Origin of the sequence: Streptomyces sp. LUP47B, assembly GCF_001746295.1 — a bacterium.
Classification (GTDB): Bacteria; Actinomycetota; Actinomycetes; order Streptomycetales; family Streptomycetaceae; genus Streptomyces.
Genome location: NZ_MJAH01000006.1, coordinates 363,101 through 380,528, shown reverse-complemented (window position 1 = coordinate 380,528; position 17,428 = coordinate 363,101). Strand labels below are relative to the sequence as shown.

16 protein-coding genes are annotated in these 17,428 nt (G+C 70.3%); 2 read left to right on the top strand and 14 right to left on the bottom strand.

Translation table 11 applies throughout. The features are described from left to right. Positions 1-178: 178 nt before the first annotated feature. The 14 genes from BFN33_RS19985 to pgsA form a co-directional block, all read right to left on the bottom strand. Positions 179-727: an adenine phosphoribosyltransferase gene (locus BFN33_RS19985; RefSeq protein ID WP_069761441.1), complete on the bottom strand. Its 549-nt coding sequence runs from the start codon at positions 725-727 to the stop codon at positions 179-181. Further along, positions 724-1,830: a protein translocase subunit SecF gene (gene secF, locus BFN33_RS19980; protein WP_069761440.1), complete on the bottom strand. Its 1,107-nt coding sequence runs from the start codon at positions 1,828-1,830 to the stop codon at positions 724-726. The genes BFN33_RS19985 and secF overlap by 4 nt, the downstream gene beginning before the upstream one ends. Before the next feature lie 2 nt (positions 1,831-1,832). Continuing rightward, entirely contained in the window at positions 1,833-3,596 is a 1,764-nt protein-coding gene (gene secD, locus BFN33_RS19975) for a protein translocase subunit SecD (RefSeq protein ID WP_176742424.1), read from the bottom strand. A gap of 131 nt (positions 3,597-3,727) precedes the next feature. Then, a complete protein-coding gene (gene yajC / locus BFN33_RS19970) occupies positions 3,728-4,261 on the bottom strand; it encodes a preprotein translocase subunit YajC (RefSeq protein WP_069761438.1) in 534 nt (177 codons plus the stop codon). Between the two features lie 174 nt (positions 4,262-4,435). Beyond that, positions 4,436-5,506, bottom strand: a complete 1,071-nt coding sequence (gene ruvB / locus BFN33_RS19965; protein WP_069761437.1) for a Holliday junction branch migration DNA helicase RuvB — start codon at positions 5,504-5,506, stop codon at positions 4,436-4,438. Between the two features lie 25 nt (positions 5,507-5,531). After that, the gene (ruvA, locus tag BFN33_RS19960) at positions 5,532-6,137 is read right to left on the bottom strand and encodes a Holliday junction branch migration protein RuvA (RefSeq protein ID WP_069761436.1); all 606 of its coding nucleotides are present in this window, start codon (positions 6,135-6,137) and stop codon (positions 5,532-5,534) included. Beyond that, positions 6,134-6,673 carry a crossover junction endodeoxyribonuclease RuvC gene (ruvC, locus tag BFN33_RS19955; protein ID WP_069761875.1) on the bottom strand — a complete coding sequence of 180 codons (540 nt, stop codon included), beginning with the start codon at positions 6,671-6,673 and terminating at the stop codon, positions 6,134-6,136. Before ruvC ends, ruvA begins: the two co-directional genes overlap by 4 nt. 131 nt (positions 6,674-6,804) lie before the next feature. Beyond that, complete coding sequence (locus BFN33_RS19950) at positions 6,805-7,557, bottom strand: YebC/PmpR family DNA-binding transcriptional regulator (RefSeq protein ID WP_057614183.1); 753 nt, start codon at positions 7,555-7,557, stop codon at positions 6,805-6,807. Positions 7,558-7,606: 49 nt separating this feature from the next. Beyond that, entirely contained in the window at positions 7,607-8,212 is a 606-nt protein-coding gene (gene pdxT, locus BFN33_RS19945) for a pyridoxal 5'-phosphate synthase glutaminase subunit PdxT (RefSeq protein WP_069761435.1), read from the bottom strand. A gap of 6 nt (positions 8,213-8,218) precedes the next feature. Further along, on the bottom strand, positions 8,219-9,124 hold the full coding sequence (gene pdxS, locus BFN33_RS19940; RefSeq protein ID WP_062045088.1) for a pyridoxal 5'-phosphate synthase lyase subunit PdxS: 906 nt from the start codon (positions 9,122-9,124) through the stop codon (positions 8,219-8,221). 115 nt (positions 9,125-9,239) lie between these two features. Then, positions 9,240-9,782, bottom strand: coding sequence for a hypothetical protein (locus BFN33_RS19935; RefSeq protein WP_069761434.1), 543 nt, complete (start codon positions 9,780-9,782; stop codon positions 9,240-9,242). Positions 9,783-10,075: 293 nt separating this feature from the next. After that, entirely contained in the window at positions 10,076-11,245 is a 1,170-nt protein-coding gene (locus tag BFN33_RS19930; RefSeq protein WP_069761433.1) for a glycosyltransferase family 4 protein, read from the bottom strand. Then, a complete protein-coding gene (locus BFN33_RS19925) occupies positions 11,242-12,159 on the bottom strand; it encodes a phosphatidylinositol mannoside acyltransferase (RefSeq protein WP_069761432.1) in 918 nt (305 codons plus the stop codon). Before BFN33_RS19925 ends, BFN33_RS19930 begins: the two co-directional genes overlap by 4 nt. Then, positions 12,156-12,950 (bottom strand): phosphatidylinositol phosphate synthase, encoded by a 795-nt coding sequence (gene pgsA, locus BFN33_RS19920; RefSeq protein ID WP_256122801.1) that lies wholly within the window; start codon positions 12,948-12,950, stop codon positions 12,156-12,158. The genes BFN33_RS19925 and pgsA overlap by 4 nt, the downstream gene beginning before the upstream one ends. Positions 12,951-13,223: 273 nt before the next feature. Between pgsA and BFN33_RS19915 the strand changes: the two genes are divergently transcribed. Beyond that, positions 13,224-15,422 (top strand): elongation factor G-like protein EF-G2, encoded by a 2,199-nt coding sequence (locus BFN33_RS19915; RefSeq protein ID WP_069761431.1) that lies wholly within the window; start codon positions 13,224-13,226, stop codon positions 15,420-15,422. Positions 15,423-15,754: 332 nt separating this feature from the next. Next, positions 15,755-17,416, top strand: coding sequence for a hypothetical protein (locus tag BFN33_RS19910; RefSeq protein WP_069761430.1), 1,662 nt, complete (start codon positions 15,755-15,757; stop codon positions 17,414-17,416). The last annotated feature ends 12 nt before the right edge of the window (positions 17,417-17,428 follow it).

The following is a 17,428-nucleotide window of genomic DNA, read 5'->3' as shown; positions in this document are numbered from 1 at the left end:
TGAGAATCTCTGCCGCGTGAGAGGTCCCGAAAGCTGATGTGGGGCCGGCGCGAGAGGCTGCGGTCCCGCGCGAGGGAACGAGTGCCACGGCGGACAGGGTCCACCCCGCGCCCGACTCGCATGCGAACGGCCGTCCCCGAAGAGGGACGGCCGTTCGTGCGGGGGGCTTGCTGTGGGGTCAGACCTTGAGGAGTGACTCCAGCGGGGCTCCGGCCAGGGCCGGCTCCAGGCGGGCCCGGCCGCCCAGGAAGCCCAGTTCCATCAGGACCGCGAGGCCGGCGACCTCGGCGCCCGCGCGCCGGATCAGCTGGATGGATGCCTCGGCGGTGCCGCCGGTGGCCAGGACGTCGTCGACGATCAGGATGCGGTCGTCGGCGGACAGGTCCTCCGCGTGCACCTCGATCTCCGCCGAGCCGTACTCCAGGTCGTACGCCTGGCTGAGGGTCGCCCCGGGGAGCTTGCCCGCCTTCCGCACGGGGATGAAGCCGAGACCCGCGCGGATCGCGACCGGGGCGCCGAGGATGAAGCCCCGGGCCTCCAGCCCGACGACCTTCGTGGCGCCGGTGTCCGACGCGACCGTCGCCAGAGCGTCGGTGAGCGCCGAGAACGCAGCGGGGTCCGCCAGGAGCGGGGTGATGTCCTTGAACATCACGCCGGGCTCCGGATAGTCGGCCACATCACGGATACGGCTGAGCAGCAGCGCCGTGATGTCGGTGAGCTCGGTCATCGGCGCTTCCCCGAGGGACGGCCACGGCCCCGGCCCCGGGACGCGGGCTGGGTGCGCGGACCGACGACCGCCGGGGCGGCGTCGTCGTCCGGCTCGTCGGAGACGGGACGCGCGTCGGCCATCTCCTCCTCGACGGACGCCTGGGCACGCTTGGCCAGGACCCGCTTCCTGAGGGCCTTCATCGCCGGCTCGCGCTCCTTGAGGTCGGCGACGAGCGGCGTGGCGATGAAGATCGAGGAGTACGCACCGGCGGCGAGACCGACGAACAGCGACAGCGAGATGTCGTTGAGCGTGCCCGCGCCGAGGAAACCGCCACCGATGAACAGCAGGCCCGCCACCGGCAGCAGCGCGACCACCGTGGTGTTGATCGAGCGGACCAGGGTGCCGTTGATCGAACGGTTGGCGATGTCGCTGTAGGTCCAGCGGTTCTGCTTGGTGATGTCCTTCGTCTGCTCCTTGAGGGAGTCGAAGACGACCACCGTGTCGTAGAGCGAGTAACCGAGGATGGTCAGCAGACCGATCACCGTGCCCGGCGTGACCTCGAAGCCGACGAGGGCGTAGATGCCGACGGTGATGGTGATGTCGTGGATCAGGGCGACGAGCGCCGCGATGGCCATGCGCCACTCGAAGGCGATCGCCAGATAGATCACGACGAGGACCATGAAGATCGCCAGACCCTGCCAGGCCTTGTTGGCGATCTGGTCGCCCCAGCTGGGTCCGACCAGGTCGGCGGCGATGGTCTCCGGGTCGACCTTGAAGTCCTTCGCGAGGTCCGTCTTGATCTGGTCGGACTGCTGGGTGTCCATGCCGGCGATCTGGATGCGCAGCGTGCCGTTGCCGAGCTTCTGCACGACGGCGTCGTGGCCGGAGGCTTCCTTCGCGTAGTCCTCGGCCTGGGAGACCGAGACGCTGGTCTTCTCGGTGGTGAAGACCGCGCCGCCCTGGAAGTCGATGCCCATGTTGAGGCCGCGTACCGCGAGGCCCAGGATCGCCGTGATGGTGATCAGGATCGAGATGCCGTACCAGAGCTTGCGGTGACCGATGAAGTCGTAGCTGATCTCGCCACGGTGCAGTCGGGCGCCGAGATTGCCGAGTTTCGACATGCTCACGCCTCCTTCGTCTCAACGGGGGCGGAACGGCGGGTGCGGCGCAGCGGCGGCTTGGCACCCAGGCTCTTCGGGTCGAGGCCGGACCACTTGCTGCCGCTCGCGAAGAACTTCCGACGGGCCAGCAGCGTCATCAGCGGCTTGGTGAAGAAGAAGACCACGACGACGTCGAGCACGGTGGTCAGACCGAGCGTGAACGCGAAGCCCTGGACCTTGCCGACCGTCACGATGAACAGCACCGCGGCGGCGAGGAACGACACGAAGTCGGAGACCAGGATGGTGCGCCGGGCACGCGGCCAGGCCCGCTCGACGGCGGGGCGCAGCGAGCGCCCCTCGCGGATCTCGTCCCTTATGCGTTCGAAGTACACGATGAACGAGTCCGCGGTGATGCCGATCGCGACGATGGCACCGCACACGGCCGGCAGGTTCAGCGCGAAGCCGATCGCCGGCCCGAGCAGCGCCATGAGCACGTAGGTGAGGATGCCGGAGACGAGCAGCGAGGCCATCGCGACGAGCGACAGGCCCCGGTAGTAGGCCACCAGGTAGATCACGACCAGCAGGAGGCCGATGGCACCGGCGAGGAGACCGGCGTGCAGCTGGTCACCGCCGAGCGCCGCGGTCACCGTGGTCACGCTCTGCTCCTTGAAGGAGAGCGGGAGGGCGCCGTACGACAGCATGTTGGCGAGGTTCTGGGCCTCGTCCTGCGTGAAGCTGCCGGAGATCTGGGCGCTGCCGCCCGTGATCGAGGAGCTGACGTAGGGGCTGGAGACGACCTCGCCGTCGAGGACGATGCCGAACTCGTTCTGCGGCTGGGTGTTCTTCGCGAGCTGGCCCGTGATGTCCGCGAACTTCTTCGCGCCCTTGCTGTTGAAGTTCATGGTGACCTGCCAGCCGGCGGCGGTCTGGGTGTCGAAGACCGCCTGGGCCTTCTTGACCTCGGTGCCGTCGACGGCGGCCGGGCCGAGCAGGTACTTGTACCAGACGCCGGAGCTCTCGCCGCAGCCCACCGTGGTGTCGGTCGGCTTGGCGCCGTCGCCGGCGGTGTTGCGCTGCGCCTTCTTGGAGCAGTCCAGGGCGGTGTACTGGGCCTGGAGCTTGGCCTGGGCGGAGGAGGTGTCGGTGCCGCCGCTCGCGGGGGCCGACGGGGACGCGGAGCTCGACGCGCTCGCGGACGCCGACGGCGTGGAATCGGCCTTCAGCGCGTCGGTGACGGCGCGCCCCTGCGAGGTGGCGGAGGCCGACGGGGAGGACGACGAGGTCGCCTTCTCACCGGTGGAGCCGGACTTGCTCGCGGAGGGGCTCGGCGAGGCGGTCGAGGAGCCGCTCGCGGACGGGCTCGGTGAGGTGGCCGCGGCGCCGCCGGTGGCCTCCTGGGCCAGGACCGGGCGGAAGTACAGCTTGGCGGTGGTGCCGACCTGGTCGCGGGCCTCTTGGGAGTTGGTGCCCTTGGGGATGTTCACGATGATGTTGCGATCACCCTGGGTCTGCACCTCCGCCTCGGAGACGCCCAGGCCGTTGACACGGCGGTTCATGATGTCGACCGCGGTGTCCATGTTGGCCTTGTTGATCGCGGACCCCTGGTCGGCCTTGGCCTCCAGCGTGATGCTGGTGCCTCCGGCAAGGTCGATGCCGAGGCGCGGGGTGGTGTGTCCGGAGAGGAACATTCCACCGGTGAGCGCCACGATGGCGATCAGGATCAGGGCCAGCGCGCGCCCTGGCTTGCTCTGGGCACTCGCGCTCCGGCCCCTTTTAGGTGCTGCCACCTTCTCGTACTCCCTCTCGGGCCGCTCTCGCGCCTGGTCGGCGGGCGGGCGGCCATGACTGGTGTCGGGATCCCGTGCGAGCCGCGCAGATCCGGGGCGCGCGGAGCAGGTCCACGCGCCCCGGAGTGCGACTACTTCGCGTCGGAGTCGCCGTCGGTCTTCTTCGGCTCGTCGTCCGACTTCGCCTCGACTGCCTCGGTCTCGGCGTCCGCCTTGGCGGGCGCGTCGTCGGCGGGCTCCTCGGCCGTGTCCTTCTTACCGAGGTCGACGGACTTCTCGTCGGAGGCGGCGGCAGCTTCGTCGGCGGACTCGTCGGTCTCGGTGTCGGTGAGGGAGGAGGCGTCGTCCGGGACGACGTCGGAGTCGGACTTCAGGTCGTGCTCGATGCCGTGGACGATGCGGTTGTACTCGTCGTCGGTCAGGACGGCACCGATGGAGTTCTTCGCGAAGAGAAGATCGATGCCGGGACCGGCGTCGAGGAGGACCGTGTCCTCGTTGACCTCCTTGACCGTGGCGTACATGCCCCCGATGGTGCGGACGCCGCTGCCGGGCTGCATGTCGTTCCGCATGCTCGCGGCCTGTTGCTGCTTCTTCTTGGCCGAGCGGGTCATCAGGAACATGGCCCCGATGAGCACGATGAACGGGAGGAGGGTCACGAGACTCACGGGTCGGTACTTCCTTCACGCGACCGCGAGGTGAGCGGCCTGATGGTTGGGGGTATGTCTGCCGCCGACAAAGGCGGCATCGGCGGAGTCTAAGCGAGTCCGCGCGCAGTGAACAACGCTCAGCATGGCACCAGGGTTCCTGACCCGGCCAATGCCCGCGCCGTCACGATCTCGTCACGCCCCGAACAGGTCCTGTTGTCCGTTTCCTGTGGACGCCGAGCGGGGCGGGGTGAGGCCGAGGTGTGCCCATGCTGCGGGAGTGGCGACCCGTCCGCGGGGTGTGCGGGCGAGGAGTCCCTCGCGCACGAGGAACGGTTCGGCGACCTCTTCGACGGTCTCGCGCTCCTCCCCCACCGCGACCGCGAGGGTGGACAGGCCGACCGGGCCGCCGCCGAAGAGCTTGAGCAGGGCCACCAGGACTCCGCGGTCGAGGCGGTCCAGGCCGCGGGCGTCGACCTCGTAGACCTTGAGCGCCGCCGCGGCGATGTCGCGCGTGATGACTCCGTCGGCCTTGACCTGGGCGTAGTCCCGGACCCGGCGCAGCAGACGGTTGGCGATACGGGGCGTGCCGCGGGAGCGGCCCGCGATCTCGGCGGCGCCGTCGGAACCGATCTCGACGTCGAGCAGGTTGGCCGAGCGGTGGATGACGCGCTCCAGCTCGGCGGGTTCGTAGAACTCCATGTGCGCGGTGAAGCCGAAGCGGTCGCGCAGCGGAGGCGGCAGCAGGCCCGCGCGTGTGGTGGCGCCGACCAGGGTGAACGGGGGCAGCTCCAGCGGGATGGCGGTGGCGCCTGGACCCTTGCCGACGATGACGTCGACGCGGAAGTCCTCCATCGCCATGTAGAGCATCTCCTCGGCGGGCCGCGACATGCGGTGGATCTCGTCGAGGAAGAGGACCTCGCCCTCCTGGAGGGAGGAGAGGATCGCCGCGAGGTCGCCGGCGTGCTGGATGGCGGGGCCGCTGGTGATCCGGATCGGGGCGTTCATCTCGGCGGCGATGATCATCGACAGGGTGGTCTTGCCGAGGCCGGGGGCGCCGGAGAGGAGCACGTGGTCGGCGGTGGCCCCGCGCGCGCGTGCCGCCCTGAGCACCAGGTCGAGCTGTTCGCGCACCTTCTCCTGGCCGATGAACTCGTCCAGGTCCTTGGGGCGCAGGGCGGCCTCCACCGCCTGGTCCTCGCCGTCGGCGGACGCACCGACGAGCCGCTCGGAGGCGGTCGCGTCGGTGGTGTCGTCCCAGTTCATGTGATGTGCCTCTGTGTCGGGTGGGTCAGCGGGCGCGGTTCAGGGTCTGGAGGGCCGACTTCAGCAGCTGGCCGACCTGGGGGGTGCCCTCGGCCGCCTCTGCCTGCGGGGTGACGGCGGTGACGGCCTCGTCGGCCTCGCGCGTGGCGTATCCGAGACCGATCAGGGCGGCGTGCAGCTGGTCGCGCCAGCCCTGGGTGACCGGAGCGCCGATCGCCGGCGCGCCGATGGGCTCGCCCAGCCGGTCCTTCAGCTCCAGGAGCAGCTTCTGGGCGCCCTTCTTACCGATGCCGGGCACGGCGATGAGCGCCTTCTCGTCGCCCGTGGCCACCGCTCGGCGCAGCGCGTCGGGCGAGTGGACCGCCAGCATGGACTGGGCCAGCCGCGGGCCGACTCCGCTCGCGGTCTGCAGCAGTTCGAAGACCTGGCGCTCGTCGTCGTCGACGAAGCCGTAGAGGGTGAGGGAGTCCTCCCGTACGACGAGGGAGGTGGCGAGCTTGGCGGGCTTGCCGAGGCGGAGCGTCGACAGCGTGTTAGGCGTGCACTGCACCGCCATGCCGACACCGCCGACCTCGAGCACGGCGGCGTCGGGAGCGAGGGCGGCGACCGTGCCGCTCACAAAGGCGATCATGCCGTACGGCCTTTCCGTGCTGTGGCTGTGTGCAGGGCGACGGCCTGCTGGAGTCGGTTCTGGGCGGGCGCGCGCCAGATGTGGCAGATGGCGAGCGCGAGGGCGTCGGCGGCGTCGGCGGGCTTGGGCGGGGCGTCGAGCCGCAGCAGGCGGGTGACCATGGCACCGACCTGGGCCTTGTCGGCGCGTCCGCTGCCGGTGACGGCGGCCTTGACCTCGCTCGGGGTGTGCAGGGCGACGGGGATGCCGCGGCGGGCGGCGCACAGCATCGCGACGGCGCTGGCCTGGGCGGTGCCCATCACCGTACGGACGTTGTGCTGGCTGAACACCCGCTCCACGGCGACGCATTCGGGCCGGTGCTCGTCCAGCCACTGTTCGATGCCCTGCTCGACGGCGACGAGCCGCTGCCCCAACTCGGCGTCCGCGGGCGTGCGTACGACCCCGACGCCGATCATCGTGAGCGGCCGGCCGGCGACGCCTTCGACCACACCGACACCGCACCGCGTCAGTCCGGGGTCCACCCCGAGTACGCGCACGCTCACCCCGCCCTTCGATCTCCTGTTTGTGCAGGCTATCGGGTGCCACCGACAACGGGCGTCGGCAACGCCCGGCAACGCGACGGGCCGACGGGTGTGTCCCGTCGGCCCGTTCGAAGCTGAGCTGTGGCTCAGGCGTCGACCTTCTCCATGACCTCGTCGCTCACGTCGAAGTTGGCGAAGACGTTCTGGACGTCGTCGCTGTCCTCGAGGGCGTCGATCAGCTTGAAGATCTTCTTGGCGCCTTCCTCGTCCAGCTCGACCTGCATGGTCGGGACGAAGTTGGCGTCGGCGGAGTCGTAGTCGATGCCGGCGTCCTGAAGGGCGGTGCGGACCGCGACCAGGTCGGTGGCCTCGCTGATGACCTCGAAGGACTCACCGAGGTCGTTGACCTCCTCGGCGCCCGCGTCCAGGACGGCACCGAGGACGTCGTCCTCGCCCAGCTCGCCCTTGGGGACGATGACGACGCCCTTGCGGTTGAAGAGGTACGACACCGAGCCCGGGTCGGCCATGGAGCCGCCGTTGCGGGTCATGGCGACGCGGACGTCGGAGGCGGCGCGGTTGCGGTTGTCGGTGAGGCACTCGATGAGCACCGCGACACCGTTCGGGCCGTAGCCCTCGTACATGATCGTCTCGTAGTCGGCGCCACCGGCCTCGAGACCGCCTCCGCGCTTGACCGCGGAGTCGATGTTCTTGTTCGGGACGGACGACTTCTTCGCCTTCTGGATGGCGTCGTAGAGAGTCGGGTTGCCCTCGATGTCGACGCCGCCCATGCGGGCCGCGACCTCGATGTTCTTGATCAGCTTTGCGAAGAGCTTGCCGCGCTTGGCGTCAATCACGGCCTTCTTGTGCTTCGTCGTAGCCCATTTAGAGTGGCCGGACATCTGCCTGTCTCCTTCGCGTAACCCATCCAAACAACGAACGCCAGAGATCCTACAAGGACTCGGCCGTACGGTTCGCGCGCACCATGTCGACGAACAGGGAGTGCACGCGGTGGTCGCCGGTCAGTTCCGGGTGGAACGACGTGGCGAGCGCGTTGCCCTGACGCACGGCGACGATGTGGCCCTCGTGCTCGGCGAGTACCTCGGCCTCGGCACCCACGGACTCGACCCAGGGGGCGCGGATGAAAACGCCCTCTACAGGATCGCCCTCGACGCCCTTCACGTCGACCGCCGCTTCGAAGGACTCGTTCTGACGTCCGAAGGCGTTGCGGCGCACGATCATGTCGATGCCACCGATCGTCTCCTGGCCCGAGCGCGGGTCGAGGATCTTGTCGGCCAGCATGATCAGGCCCGCGCAGGTGCCGTAGACAGGCAGTCCGGCACGCACACGCGCGCGTAGCGGCTCCATCACGCCGAACAGGACCGCCAGCTTGGAGATGGTGGTGGACTCGCCGCCGGGGATGACGAGGCCGTCCACCTCGGCGAGTTCGTCGGGGCGTCGCACCGGCCTGGCCACGGCGTCGGCCGCGGCCAGGGCCACGAGGTGCTCCCGGACGTCGCCCTGGAGGGCCAGGACGCCTATGACAGGAGTGCTCATGAGTGGTTACCAGCCGCGGTTGGCGTAGCGCTCGGTCTCGGGGAGGGTGTCGCAGTTGATGCCGACCATGGCCTCGCCGAGGTTGCGGGACGCGTCCGCGATGATCTTCGGGTCGTCGTAGAAGGTGGTGGCCTTCACGATGGCGGCGGCGCGCTTGGCGGGGTCGCCGGACTTGAAGATGCCGGAGCCGACGAAGACGCCCTCGGCGCCGAGCTGGCGCATCAGGGCGGCGTCGGCCGGGGTGGCCACGCCACCGGCGGAGAACAGCACGACCGGGAGCTTGCCGAGTTCGGCGACCTCCTTGACGAGCTCGTACGGGGCGCGCAGTTCCTTGGCGGCGGCGTACAGCTCGTGGTTGTCGTAGCCGCGCAGCCTGGCGATCTCGTTCTTGATCTGGCGCAGGTGGCGGACGGCCTCGACGACGTTGCCGGTGCCGGCCTCGCCCTTGGAGCGGATCATGGCCGCGCCCTCGGCGATGCGGCGCAGGGCCTCGCCCAGGTTGGTGGCGCCGCAGACGAAGGGCGTGGTGAAGGCGAACTTGTCGCTGTGGTTGACCTCGTCGGCCGGGGTGAGGACCTCGGACTCGTCGATGTAGTCGACGCCGAGAGCCTGCAGGACCTGGGCCTCGACGAAGTGGCCGATGCGGGACTTGGCCATGACCGGGATCGAGACGGCCTCGATGATGCCCTCGATCATGTCCGGGTCGGACATCCGGGCCACGCCGCCGTCCTTGCGGATGTCGGCGGGGACCCGCTCCAGGGCCATGACGGCGACGGCGCCCGCGTCCTCCGCGATCTTCGCCTGCTCCGGCGTGACGACGTCCATGATCACGCCGCCCTTGAGCTGCTCCGCCATGCCGCGCTTCACGCGCGCGGTGCCGGTCTCGGGAGCCTGGTTCTCGGTGCTGGACACGGGTTGACCTCGCTGAAGTGAAAGGGACTGCTGCAGCACCGAGGAAACGTCACCGGACCAGGCCACAGCAAGGGCCAATGGAGAGCCGGTGGATCGTTTTGATGCGGCCCCGGTCCTACGCCGCCCGGTCGACCAGGGCCGCGGGCGGCTCGTCGTCCATCTCGAAGGCCATCGGGAAGGGGGCGTGACCGGCCAGGCGGAACCAACGGACCTTGCGGTGCTGACGCAGGCGGCGGGCGGCGCCGACCGCGTCGTTGTGGAAGCGGCGAGCCATCGGGACCCGCCGCACGGCCTCGGTGAGTTCGTGGGCCGCCGCCTCTCCCCCGGGCGCCTCGCGGACCGCCTCCACCTGGGTCGGCTCCGCGAACACGGCCCGCAACGCCTGGCTCAGCTCGCTCTCGGCGACCTCCCGCTGCTCCTCCTCGGCCTGCCGGGCGGCGTGCGCGGCCTCGTACAGGACGATCGACGCGGCCGGGTCGAGCACGCCCGAGGTGGCCAGCTCCTGGGTCACGGAGGCACGGCGGAGCAACTGAGCGTCAAGGCCCGCGCGCGTGGCGTCGATCCTGGCGTGCAGCCGGTCGAGACGGCCCGCGGTCCAGCTCAGATAAAGGCCGATCGCGACGAGCGCGACGAGAATCCAGATGAGGGTGGGAGTCACGGGCAGCAAGGCTATCGGGGCGGGTTCGGGCGGTCCGGGTCAGGCACGGAACGGACACGATCGGCCGGCGTGCGGGCCCGCCGGCGGGTATGTCGCACGGCGCGCGGTCGGTCGGCGGTGAGGTCGCCGCCGCCTGCCTTGCCGGTCGCCCGCGGGCGACGAATCCGCGACCCCATGCCCCACCGGCCCACCGCAGGCGAGTCGCCGGTCTCGGGCAGCCGCGGCAGCGTCGGTCACACCGTCGCTCGTAATCCGCCGCCGGCCCCAGTCGCGCCCGGCGCCCGCGCAACGGCTCAGTCGCGGGCAAGTCCCAGACGGGCCCGCAGTCCCGGGCCCCGGTCGACATCCGCCGCGGCCACCGCCGCAGCGCCCGCCGTCACCGTCTCGTAGACCGACAGGATGTCCGCCCCGACGGTCGACCAGTCGAATCGCCGGACGTGCGCGCTGCCGCGCTCGCGCAGTTCGGTCAGCCTCGCCGGATCCCCGAGGAGCCGTAGCGCCGCCGCCGCCAGCGCGTCCGCGTCCTCGTTGGCGAAGAGTTCGCCCGCCGCGCCGTGGTCGAGGACCTGGGCGAAGGCGTCGAGGTCGGAGGCGAGCACCGGGGCGCCCGCCGACATGGCCTCGACCAGGATGATCCCGAAACTCTCGCCGCCGGTGTTGGGGGCGACGTACAGGTCGACGCTGCGCAGGAAGCGGGCCTTGTCCGCGTCGCTGACCATGCCGAGGAACTCCACGCGCGCGCGCAGTTCCTCGGGGAGCGACTCCACCGCCTCCTCCTCGTCACCGCGTCCGGCGACCAGCAGCCGCGTCCCCGGGCGCTCGGCGAGGATCTTCGGCAGGGCCTTCATCAGCACCGGCAGGCCCTTGCGCGGCTCGTCGATGCGCCCCATGAAGCCGATCGTGCCGCCCTGCCACTCGGGCTTCGGCTCGGCCTTGGCGAAGAAGGCGACGTCGACGCCGTTGGGGATCACCACCGCGTCGCCGCCGAGGTGCTCGACGAGGGTGCGGCGGGCGTACTCGCTCACGGCGATCCGGGCGCTGATCTTCTCCAGGGCGGCCTGGAGGATCGAGTACGCGGCGACCATGACCCGGGACCGGGCGTTGGAGGTGTGGAAGGTCGCGACGATCGGTCCCGAAGCGATCCAGCAGGTCAGCAGGCCGAGCGACGGTGAGGACGGCTCGTGGATGTGGACCACGTCGAACTCGCCGTCGTGCAGCCAGCGCCGCACCCGTGCCGCCGACAGGAAGCCGAAGCTCAGGCGGGCCACCGAGCCGTTGTAGGGCACCGGAACCGCGCGGCCGGCCGAGACGACGTACGGCGGCAGCGGGGTGTCGTCGTCGGCCGGGGCGAGGACGGACACCTCGTGGCCGAGGCGGATGAAGTACTCGGCGAGATCACGGATGTGGAACTGGACGCCACCCGGTACATCCCAGGAGTACGGGCAGACGATGCCGATTCTCACGGGCGGACCCCGTCCGACGGGCGGGGCTCGAGGTCCTTCAGCCACAAGCGCTGCAGCATGTGCCAGTCCTCCGGGTGGTCGGCGATCCCTGTGGCGAAGGCATCGGCCAGCGCCTGTGCCATGACAGACGTCTTTTCGGCCCGCGTACCTGTCTCGGGCACCTCGACCGGAGGATGCACCCTTCCCTGCATGACGGGCGAGTCGTCGTACCAGAGTGTCACCGGCAGCAGCAGCGCGCCCGTCTGCTGGGCCAGCAGGGCCGGGCCCGCGGGGATGCGGGTCGCCTCGCCGAAGAACCGCACCTCGACTCCCGACGACGACAGGTCGCGCTCGGCGACCAGACAGACCAGGCCGCCGTCACGCAGCCGCCGGGCCAGCGTGCCGAAGGCGGTGCCGCCGCTGTGCGGGAGCACCTCCATCCCGAGGCCCTCGCGGTAGGCGACGAAACGGTCGTACAGGGTCTCCGGCTTGAGCCGCTCGGCGACCGTCGTGAACGGTGTCTCCAGCTTGGTGGTGACCCAGGCGCCGGCGAGGTCCCAGTTGGCCATGTGCGGCAGCGCGAGAACGACGCCCTTGCCGGCCGCGAGCCCCTCGGTCAGGTGATGGAGGTCCTTCGGGTCGAAGCCGCCCTTTATGCGTTCCTTGCTCCAGGCGGGCAGCCGGAAGGATTCCATCCAGTAGCGCAGATACGAGCGCATGCCCGCGCGCGAGAGCTCGGCGAGGCGCTCGGGGCTCGCGTCGGGCACCACGCGCGCGTAGTTGCTCTCCAGCCGGAGCACGCCCTTGCCGCGCCGTTTCCAGGCCAGGTCGGCGATGCTCCGCCCGAGGCGCACGGCGACCGGCTCGGGGAGCTTCTTGACCACGCCCCAGCCCAGGCCGTACAGCGAGTCCGTCAGCCGCTCCTGGGCGCTCACTTCGCGGCCTCGCTCCCCTGTTCCCGCGACTTCTGCTTCTCCTCGACGACGTCCGACTCGGGCGGCGCCGACGCGTGGGGCTCCGACGCGGGAGATTCTGCGGCGTCCGGCTCCGCCGCTCCCGGCTCGACAGCGCCCGGCTCGGCGGCGGCCTCCTCGGCCTCCTCGGCCTCCGCCGACTCCCGGCGAACCGTGACGACCCGCTGGATCAGCGTGATCAGGCTGCCGACGGCCACGATCCACAGCGCGATCGGCAGCAGGTACTGGATGCCGGGCACGCCGAACTTGTGCAGGCCCGCGAGGCCCGCCAGGGTCAGGGCGATCACCAGGCGCTCGGCGCGCTCGACGAGGCCGTTCACGGCGACCGGCAGCCCGATCGACTCGCCACGGGCCTTCGTGTACGACACCACCTGGCCGCTGGCCAGGCAGAAGATGGAGACCGCGCACAGGGTGATGTCGTCGCCGCCACCCGCGTACCAGAGGGCGAAGCCGCCGAAGATCGCGCCGTCGGCGACGCGGTCGAGGGTGGAGTCGAGGAAGGCGCCCCAGCGGCTGGAGCGGCCGAGCTGGCGGGCCATGTTGCCGTCGACGAGGTCGGAGAACACGAACAGCGTGATCACGACCGTGCCCCAGAAGAACTCGCCCATGGGGTAGAAGACCAGCGCGCCCGCGACCACTCCTGCGGTACCGAGGAGCGTGACCGTGTCGGGGCTGACGCCCCTTCTGATCAGAAATGTGGCGAACGGCGTGAGAACACGCGTGAAGAATGCACGCGCGTACTTGTTCAGCATGGCCTTCCCGACGGTCGGTGTGGCCGGCTCGGCCCCTGCTGGCCACCGGCTGGCCCATCGTAGCCACGCGCGCGCGTGGCCGACGGCCGGGCACCCGGAGCTCGTGTCACCGGCCCGCGCCCTCCGGGTCACGGCGCGATCACGTCCGTCGTATGGACGCACCGTGACGGGAGTGGAAAGCTCGAAGGACCGCGGGCGTCACCGGAGCCGCACCGCACGCGGGTCCGCATGTCCGCGCCCAAAGAGACCTCACCGTGCACGGGAGGCAAGGCCATGGGCGACAAGGCGAACGCACACCCCGGAGCCGCCGGCAGGGCAACAGCGGCCGACCACCCCGCGTCCGTACGGAATGTGGTGCTGGTCGGCCACTCCGGTTCGGGCAAGACGACATTGGTGGAAGCTCTCGCGCTGACGGCGGGAGCAGTGAACCGGGCGGGCCGCGTGGAGGACGGCGGCACCGTGTCCGACTACGACGAGATCGAGCACCGGCAGCAACGCTCGGTGCAGCTCTCCCTGGTGCCCGTCGAATGGGACGGGTACAAGATCAACCTTCTGGACACCCCCGGATACGCCGACTTCGTCGGAGAACTCAGGGCCGGTCTGCGAGCGGCGGACGCGGCCCTTTTCGTCGTCTCGGCCTCGGACGGGGTGGACGGCTCCACACGCATGGTGTGGGAGGAGTGCGCGGCCGTCGGCATGCCCCGGGCGATCGTCGTCACGCATCTGGAGGCCGCCCGGGCGAATTTCGAGGAGATGACGCGGATCTGCGCGGAGGCCTTCGGGGGCGACGACCCCGACGCCGTACTCCCGCTCTATCTGCCGCTGCACGGCCCGCAGGCGCCCGACGGGCACGCGCCCGTCACCGGGCTGACCGGTCTGCTGTCGCAGAAGCTGTTCGACTACTCGTCCGGAGAGCGCAAAGAGACAGAACCGGGCGAGGACCTGCTGCCGGGCATCGAGGAGGCCCGCAACCGGCTGATCGAGGGGATCATCTCGGAGAGCGAGGACGAGACCCTCATGGACCGCTACCTCGGCGGCGAGGAGATCGATTTCAAGACGCTCGTGGAGGACCTGGAGCGGGCCGTCGCGCGCGGGGCGTTCCATCCTGTCCTGGCCGCCGCCCCCGCGGCCGAGGGCGCCCGGCAGGGGCTCGGCACGGTCGAGCTCCTCGAGCTGGTCACCGGCGGTTTCCCGACGCCGTTCGAGCACCCCACGCCGGGCGTCACGACGATCGACGGCAAGCCGCGCGAGATCAAGGCGTGCGACACCGAGGGGCCGCTGGTCGCGGAGGTCGTGAAGACCGCGTCCGATCCGTATGTCGGCCGGATCTCGCTGGTGCGGGTCTTCTCCGGCACCCTGCGCCCGGACGCGACGGTCCATGTCTCCGGGCACGGTCTCGCCGACCGCGGGCACGAGGACCACGACGTCGACGAACGCATCGGCGCGCTGTCCGCTCCCTTCGGCAAACAGCAGCGCTCCCTCACGCACTGCATCGCGGGTGACCTCGCGTGCGTGGCGAAGCTGAGCCGCGCGGAGACCGGCGACACCCTCTCGGCCAAGGACGACCCGCTGCTCATGGAGCCGTGGGAGATGCCCGACCCGCTGTTGCCGCTCGCCATCCAGGCGCACAGCAAGGCGGACGAGGACAAGCTCTCGCAGGGTCTCTCCCGGCTGGTCGCCGAGGATCCGACGATGCGTCTCGAACAGAACCAGGACACCCACCAGGTCGTCCTGTGGTGCCTGGGCGAGGCGCACGCCGATGTGGCACTGGAGCGACTGCGCAGCCGCTACGGCGTGCAGGTGGACGTCGTACCGCACCGGGTCTCCCTGCGCGAGACCTTCGCCGACAGGTCGACCGGGCGCGGGCGCCATGTGAAGCAGTCCGGCGGGCACGGGCAGTTCGCCATCTGCGAGATCGAGGTGGAGCCGCTGCCCGGCGGCTCGGGCATCGAGTTCGTGGACAAGGTCGTCGGCGGCGCTGTGCCACGGCAGTTCATCCCGTCCGTGGAGAAGGGTGTACGGGCGCAGGCGGTCAAGGGGGTCGCCACCGGCCATCAGCTCATCGACGTCCGGGTGACGCTGCTTGACGGCAAGGCTCACTCCGTGGACTCCTCGGACGCCGCGTTCCAGACGGCCGGGGCGCTGGCCCTCAGGGAGGCCGCGGCCGACGCGAGGATCCATCTGCTGGAGCCGGTCGCCGAGGTGTCCGTGCTGGTCGGCGACGACTACGTGGGTGCCGTGATGAGCGACCTGTCCGGTCGGCGCGGCCGGGTGCTCGGCACCGAGCAGACCAATGGCGGGCGCACGCTGATCAAGGCCGAGGTGCCCGAGATCGAGATCGGGCGGTACGCGGTGGACCTCAGGTCCCTGTCGCACGGCACCGCGCGCTTCAGTCGGTCCTATGCGCGGCACGAGCCCATGCCGGCGCAGATCGCAGAAAGGATCCGTGAAGAGGCGCGCGCCGCCTCCTAGTTGGCACCGGGCCACGGACAAGTGGCCGTCCACGCCACACGCGCGGTCGTCGGCRCCGCACGCGCGGTCGTCGGCGCCGCACGCGCGGTCGTCGGCGCCGCACGCGCGGTCGTCGGCGCCGCACAAGTGGCCTCCAGGACCGCACACATGGCGTTCCGCGCCCCACAAGTGACGTTTGTGGAACGCTCCCCTCCGATTCGCCGGGCGGCTTCGGCCGTCCGCCGACGAATGTCAGCACCTACGGATACGCTGATGACCTGATCAACAGGTGTGCGAAGCACGGAAGTCGGGAAGGCCGCAGTGGGTGACACCAGCGGCGATCGGGGGCGGGAATGACCGTTGACGGCGGTTACGCGGACTTCTTCGGTCCGCAGGTGCCGCGCACGGGCGACGAGGCGCAGACGGCGACGTTCGCCCTGGCCTCGGCGGCCTATCGGGACAATCCGGTGGAGGAGATCCTCAAGACCAACAACGAGTTGCACCAGTCGGTGGTCAAGGGCGGCCGCAGTTGGGCGAAGATCTTCCGTCCCAACCTGGGCGAGGCCTTCTCCACGGCGGTGATCACCCGCATGCTCGGCAAGGGCCGCAAGCCCCTCATCCAGTCCTTCGGCGCCGAGCCGCAGGTGGTGGTCGAGCACTGCCTCGCGGCGAACAACATCCGCCGGGACCGGGACAACTGGCTCACCGCCGTGATGGTGCTGTGCGGTGTGCTCTTCCTGCCGGGGCTGTTCGTGTGGCTGCTCGTCTTCACGCTGCGCACCACCATCGCCAGGCGCGAGGACAAGCAGGCCGGAGCGCTCGGCACCGCGCTGCTCGTCGCGATGGGCGCGCTCGCCGTGCTCTTCCTGATCAAGATGCCGTTCGGAGGGTTCTGGGGCTGGTACGCACGCGCGTGCGTGGTCCTCCCCGTCGTCGGCTGGTTCTGGGCCAAGCAGATCTGCGAGCGCACGGCGCAGGATCTGCGGGGCCGCTGGGACAGTCTGTTGGCCGGCAGCAGCGTCGGCGCCAAGGTGCCCGAGGCGGTGCCGAGCAACCCCGGCGAGACCGCGGCCGAGCAGCTGCGCCAGTCCCTGGCGATGCTCAGCGCCGAGCAGCAGTCCAACTCCGTCTTCTACGCCGGTCCCAAGGGGATACTCGGCATGGGCACCCGGTGGGGCAGCTGGCAGCTGGCCGAGGATCTGGTGTCCGCCGACCCGACAAGGGAGATCCATCCCTTCCGCAGCTGGGACGTCGTCCGCGCCATCCACGACAAGCTGCGCATGCTGGAACGCAACACCATCAACACCGGTGGCTTCCCGAAGCCGTCCGTACGCCACTGGATCGTCACCCCGATCGCGGAGGGCGCGAAGGAGGTGTCCCGGCCCGGGGGCACGGACGTGGACGCCTACCAGGTCAAGACCCACGCGATACAGGACATCTGCAACAAGCAGCAGTTCGGCGGCGGTGACCGGCACTACCTGGGCGTCCAGTGGACGCTCTGGGAGGGGCAGCTGGTCCTCACCATGCTGATCACGGTGACCGTGCTGCACGAGACGCTGCGCATCGAGGTCACCGGGCACGCCCTGGGGCCCGTGCACGGGCTCTTCACCTCGAAGCCGGCGGCCAAGGAGAAGGAAGTCGCCAAGCAGCTCAGGTTCTGGGAGACCAAGAAGATCAAGCTCCCGCTGGTCGACGCGGACGAGGTGGTCCGCCTCACCGCCCGGGCGCCCCTGACCCGCTACCCCCCGCTGCTGAATTGGCTCGGCGGCTCGCTCACCCTTCCCGAGCCCTTCGGTCTGCGGCACGCCTGGGCGGACCGGCCGTGGCGGCACCGCTTCATGGCCGACGACGCGCTGCGCGCCGCGACACCGGTACTGCGGGTCGTGCACGCCGCGGCGATCCGGGTCCTGTCGGACAACGGCGTGGACACGGAGCAGTTCGGCACGCGGGCGGGCTTCCTGAGCACGCAGGTCCAGGACGTCTCACCGCGAAAGGCGGACGTGTACGACGCGTAGGTGCGCGGGGGC

Coding starts and splice junctions, on each gene's coding strand:
- BFN33_RS19985 (WP_069761441.1), bottom strand. CDS start 727: ATGACCGAGCTCACCGACATCACGGCGCTGCTGCTCAGCCGTATCCGT.
- secF (WP_069761440.1), bottom strand. CDS start 1,830: ATGTCGAAACTCGGCAATCTCGGCGCCCGACTGCACCGTGGCGAGATC.
- ruvB (WP_069761437.1), bottom strand. CDS start 5,506: ATGAACTGGGACGACACCACCGACGCGACCGCCTCCGAGCGGCTCGTC.
- ruvA (WP_069761436.1), bottom strand. CDS start 6,137: ATGATCGCCTTTGTGAGCGGCACGGTCGCCGCCCTCGCTCCCGACGCC.
- BFN33_RS19950 (WP_057614183.1), bottom strand. CDS start 7,557: ATGTCCGGCCACTCTAAATGGGCTACGACGAAGCACAAGAAGGCCGTG.
- pdxT (WP_069761435.1), bottom strand. CDS start 8,212: ATGAGCACTCCTGTCATAGGCGTCCTGGCCCTCCAGGGCGACGTCCGG.
- pgsA (WP_256122801.1), bottom strand. CDS start 12,950: ATGCTGAACAAGTACGCGCGTGCATTCTTCACGCGTGTTCTCACGCCG.
- BFN33_RS19915 (WP_069761431.1), top strand. CDS start 13,224: ATGGGCGACAAGGCGAACGCACACCCCGGAGCCGCCGGCAGGGCAACA.
- BFN33_RS19910 (WP_069761430.1), top strand. CDS start 15,755: ATGACCGTTGACGGCGGTTACGCGGACTTCTTCGGTCCGCAGGTGCCG.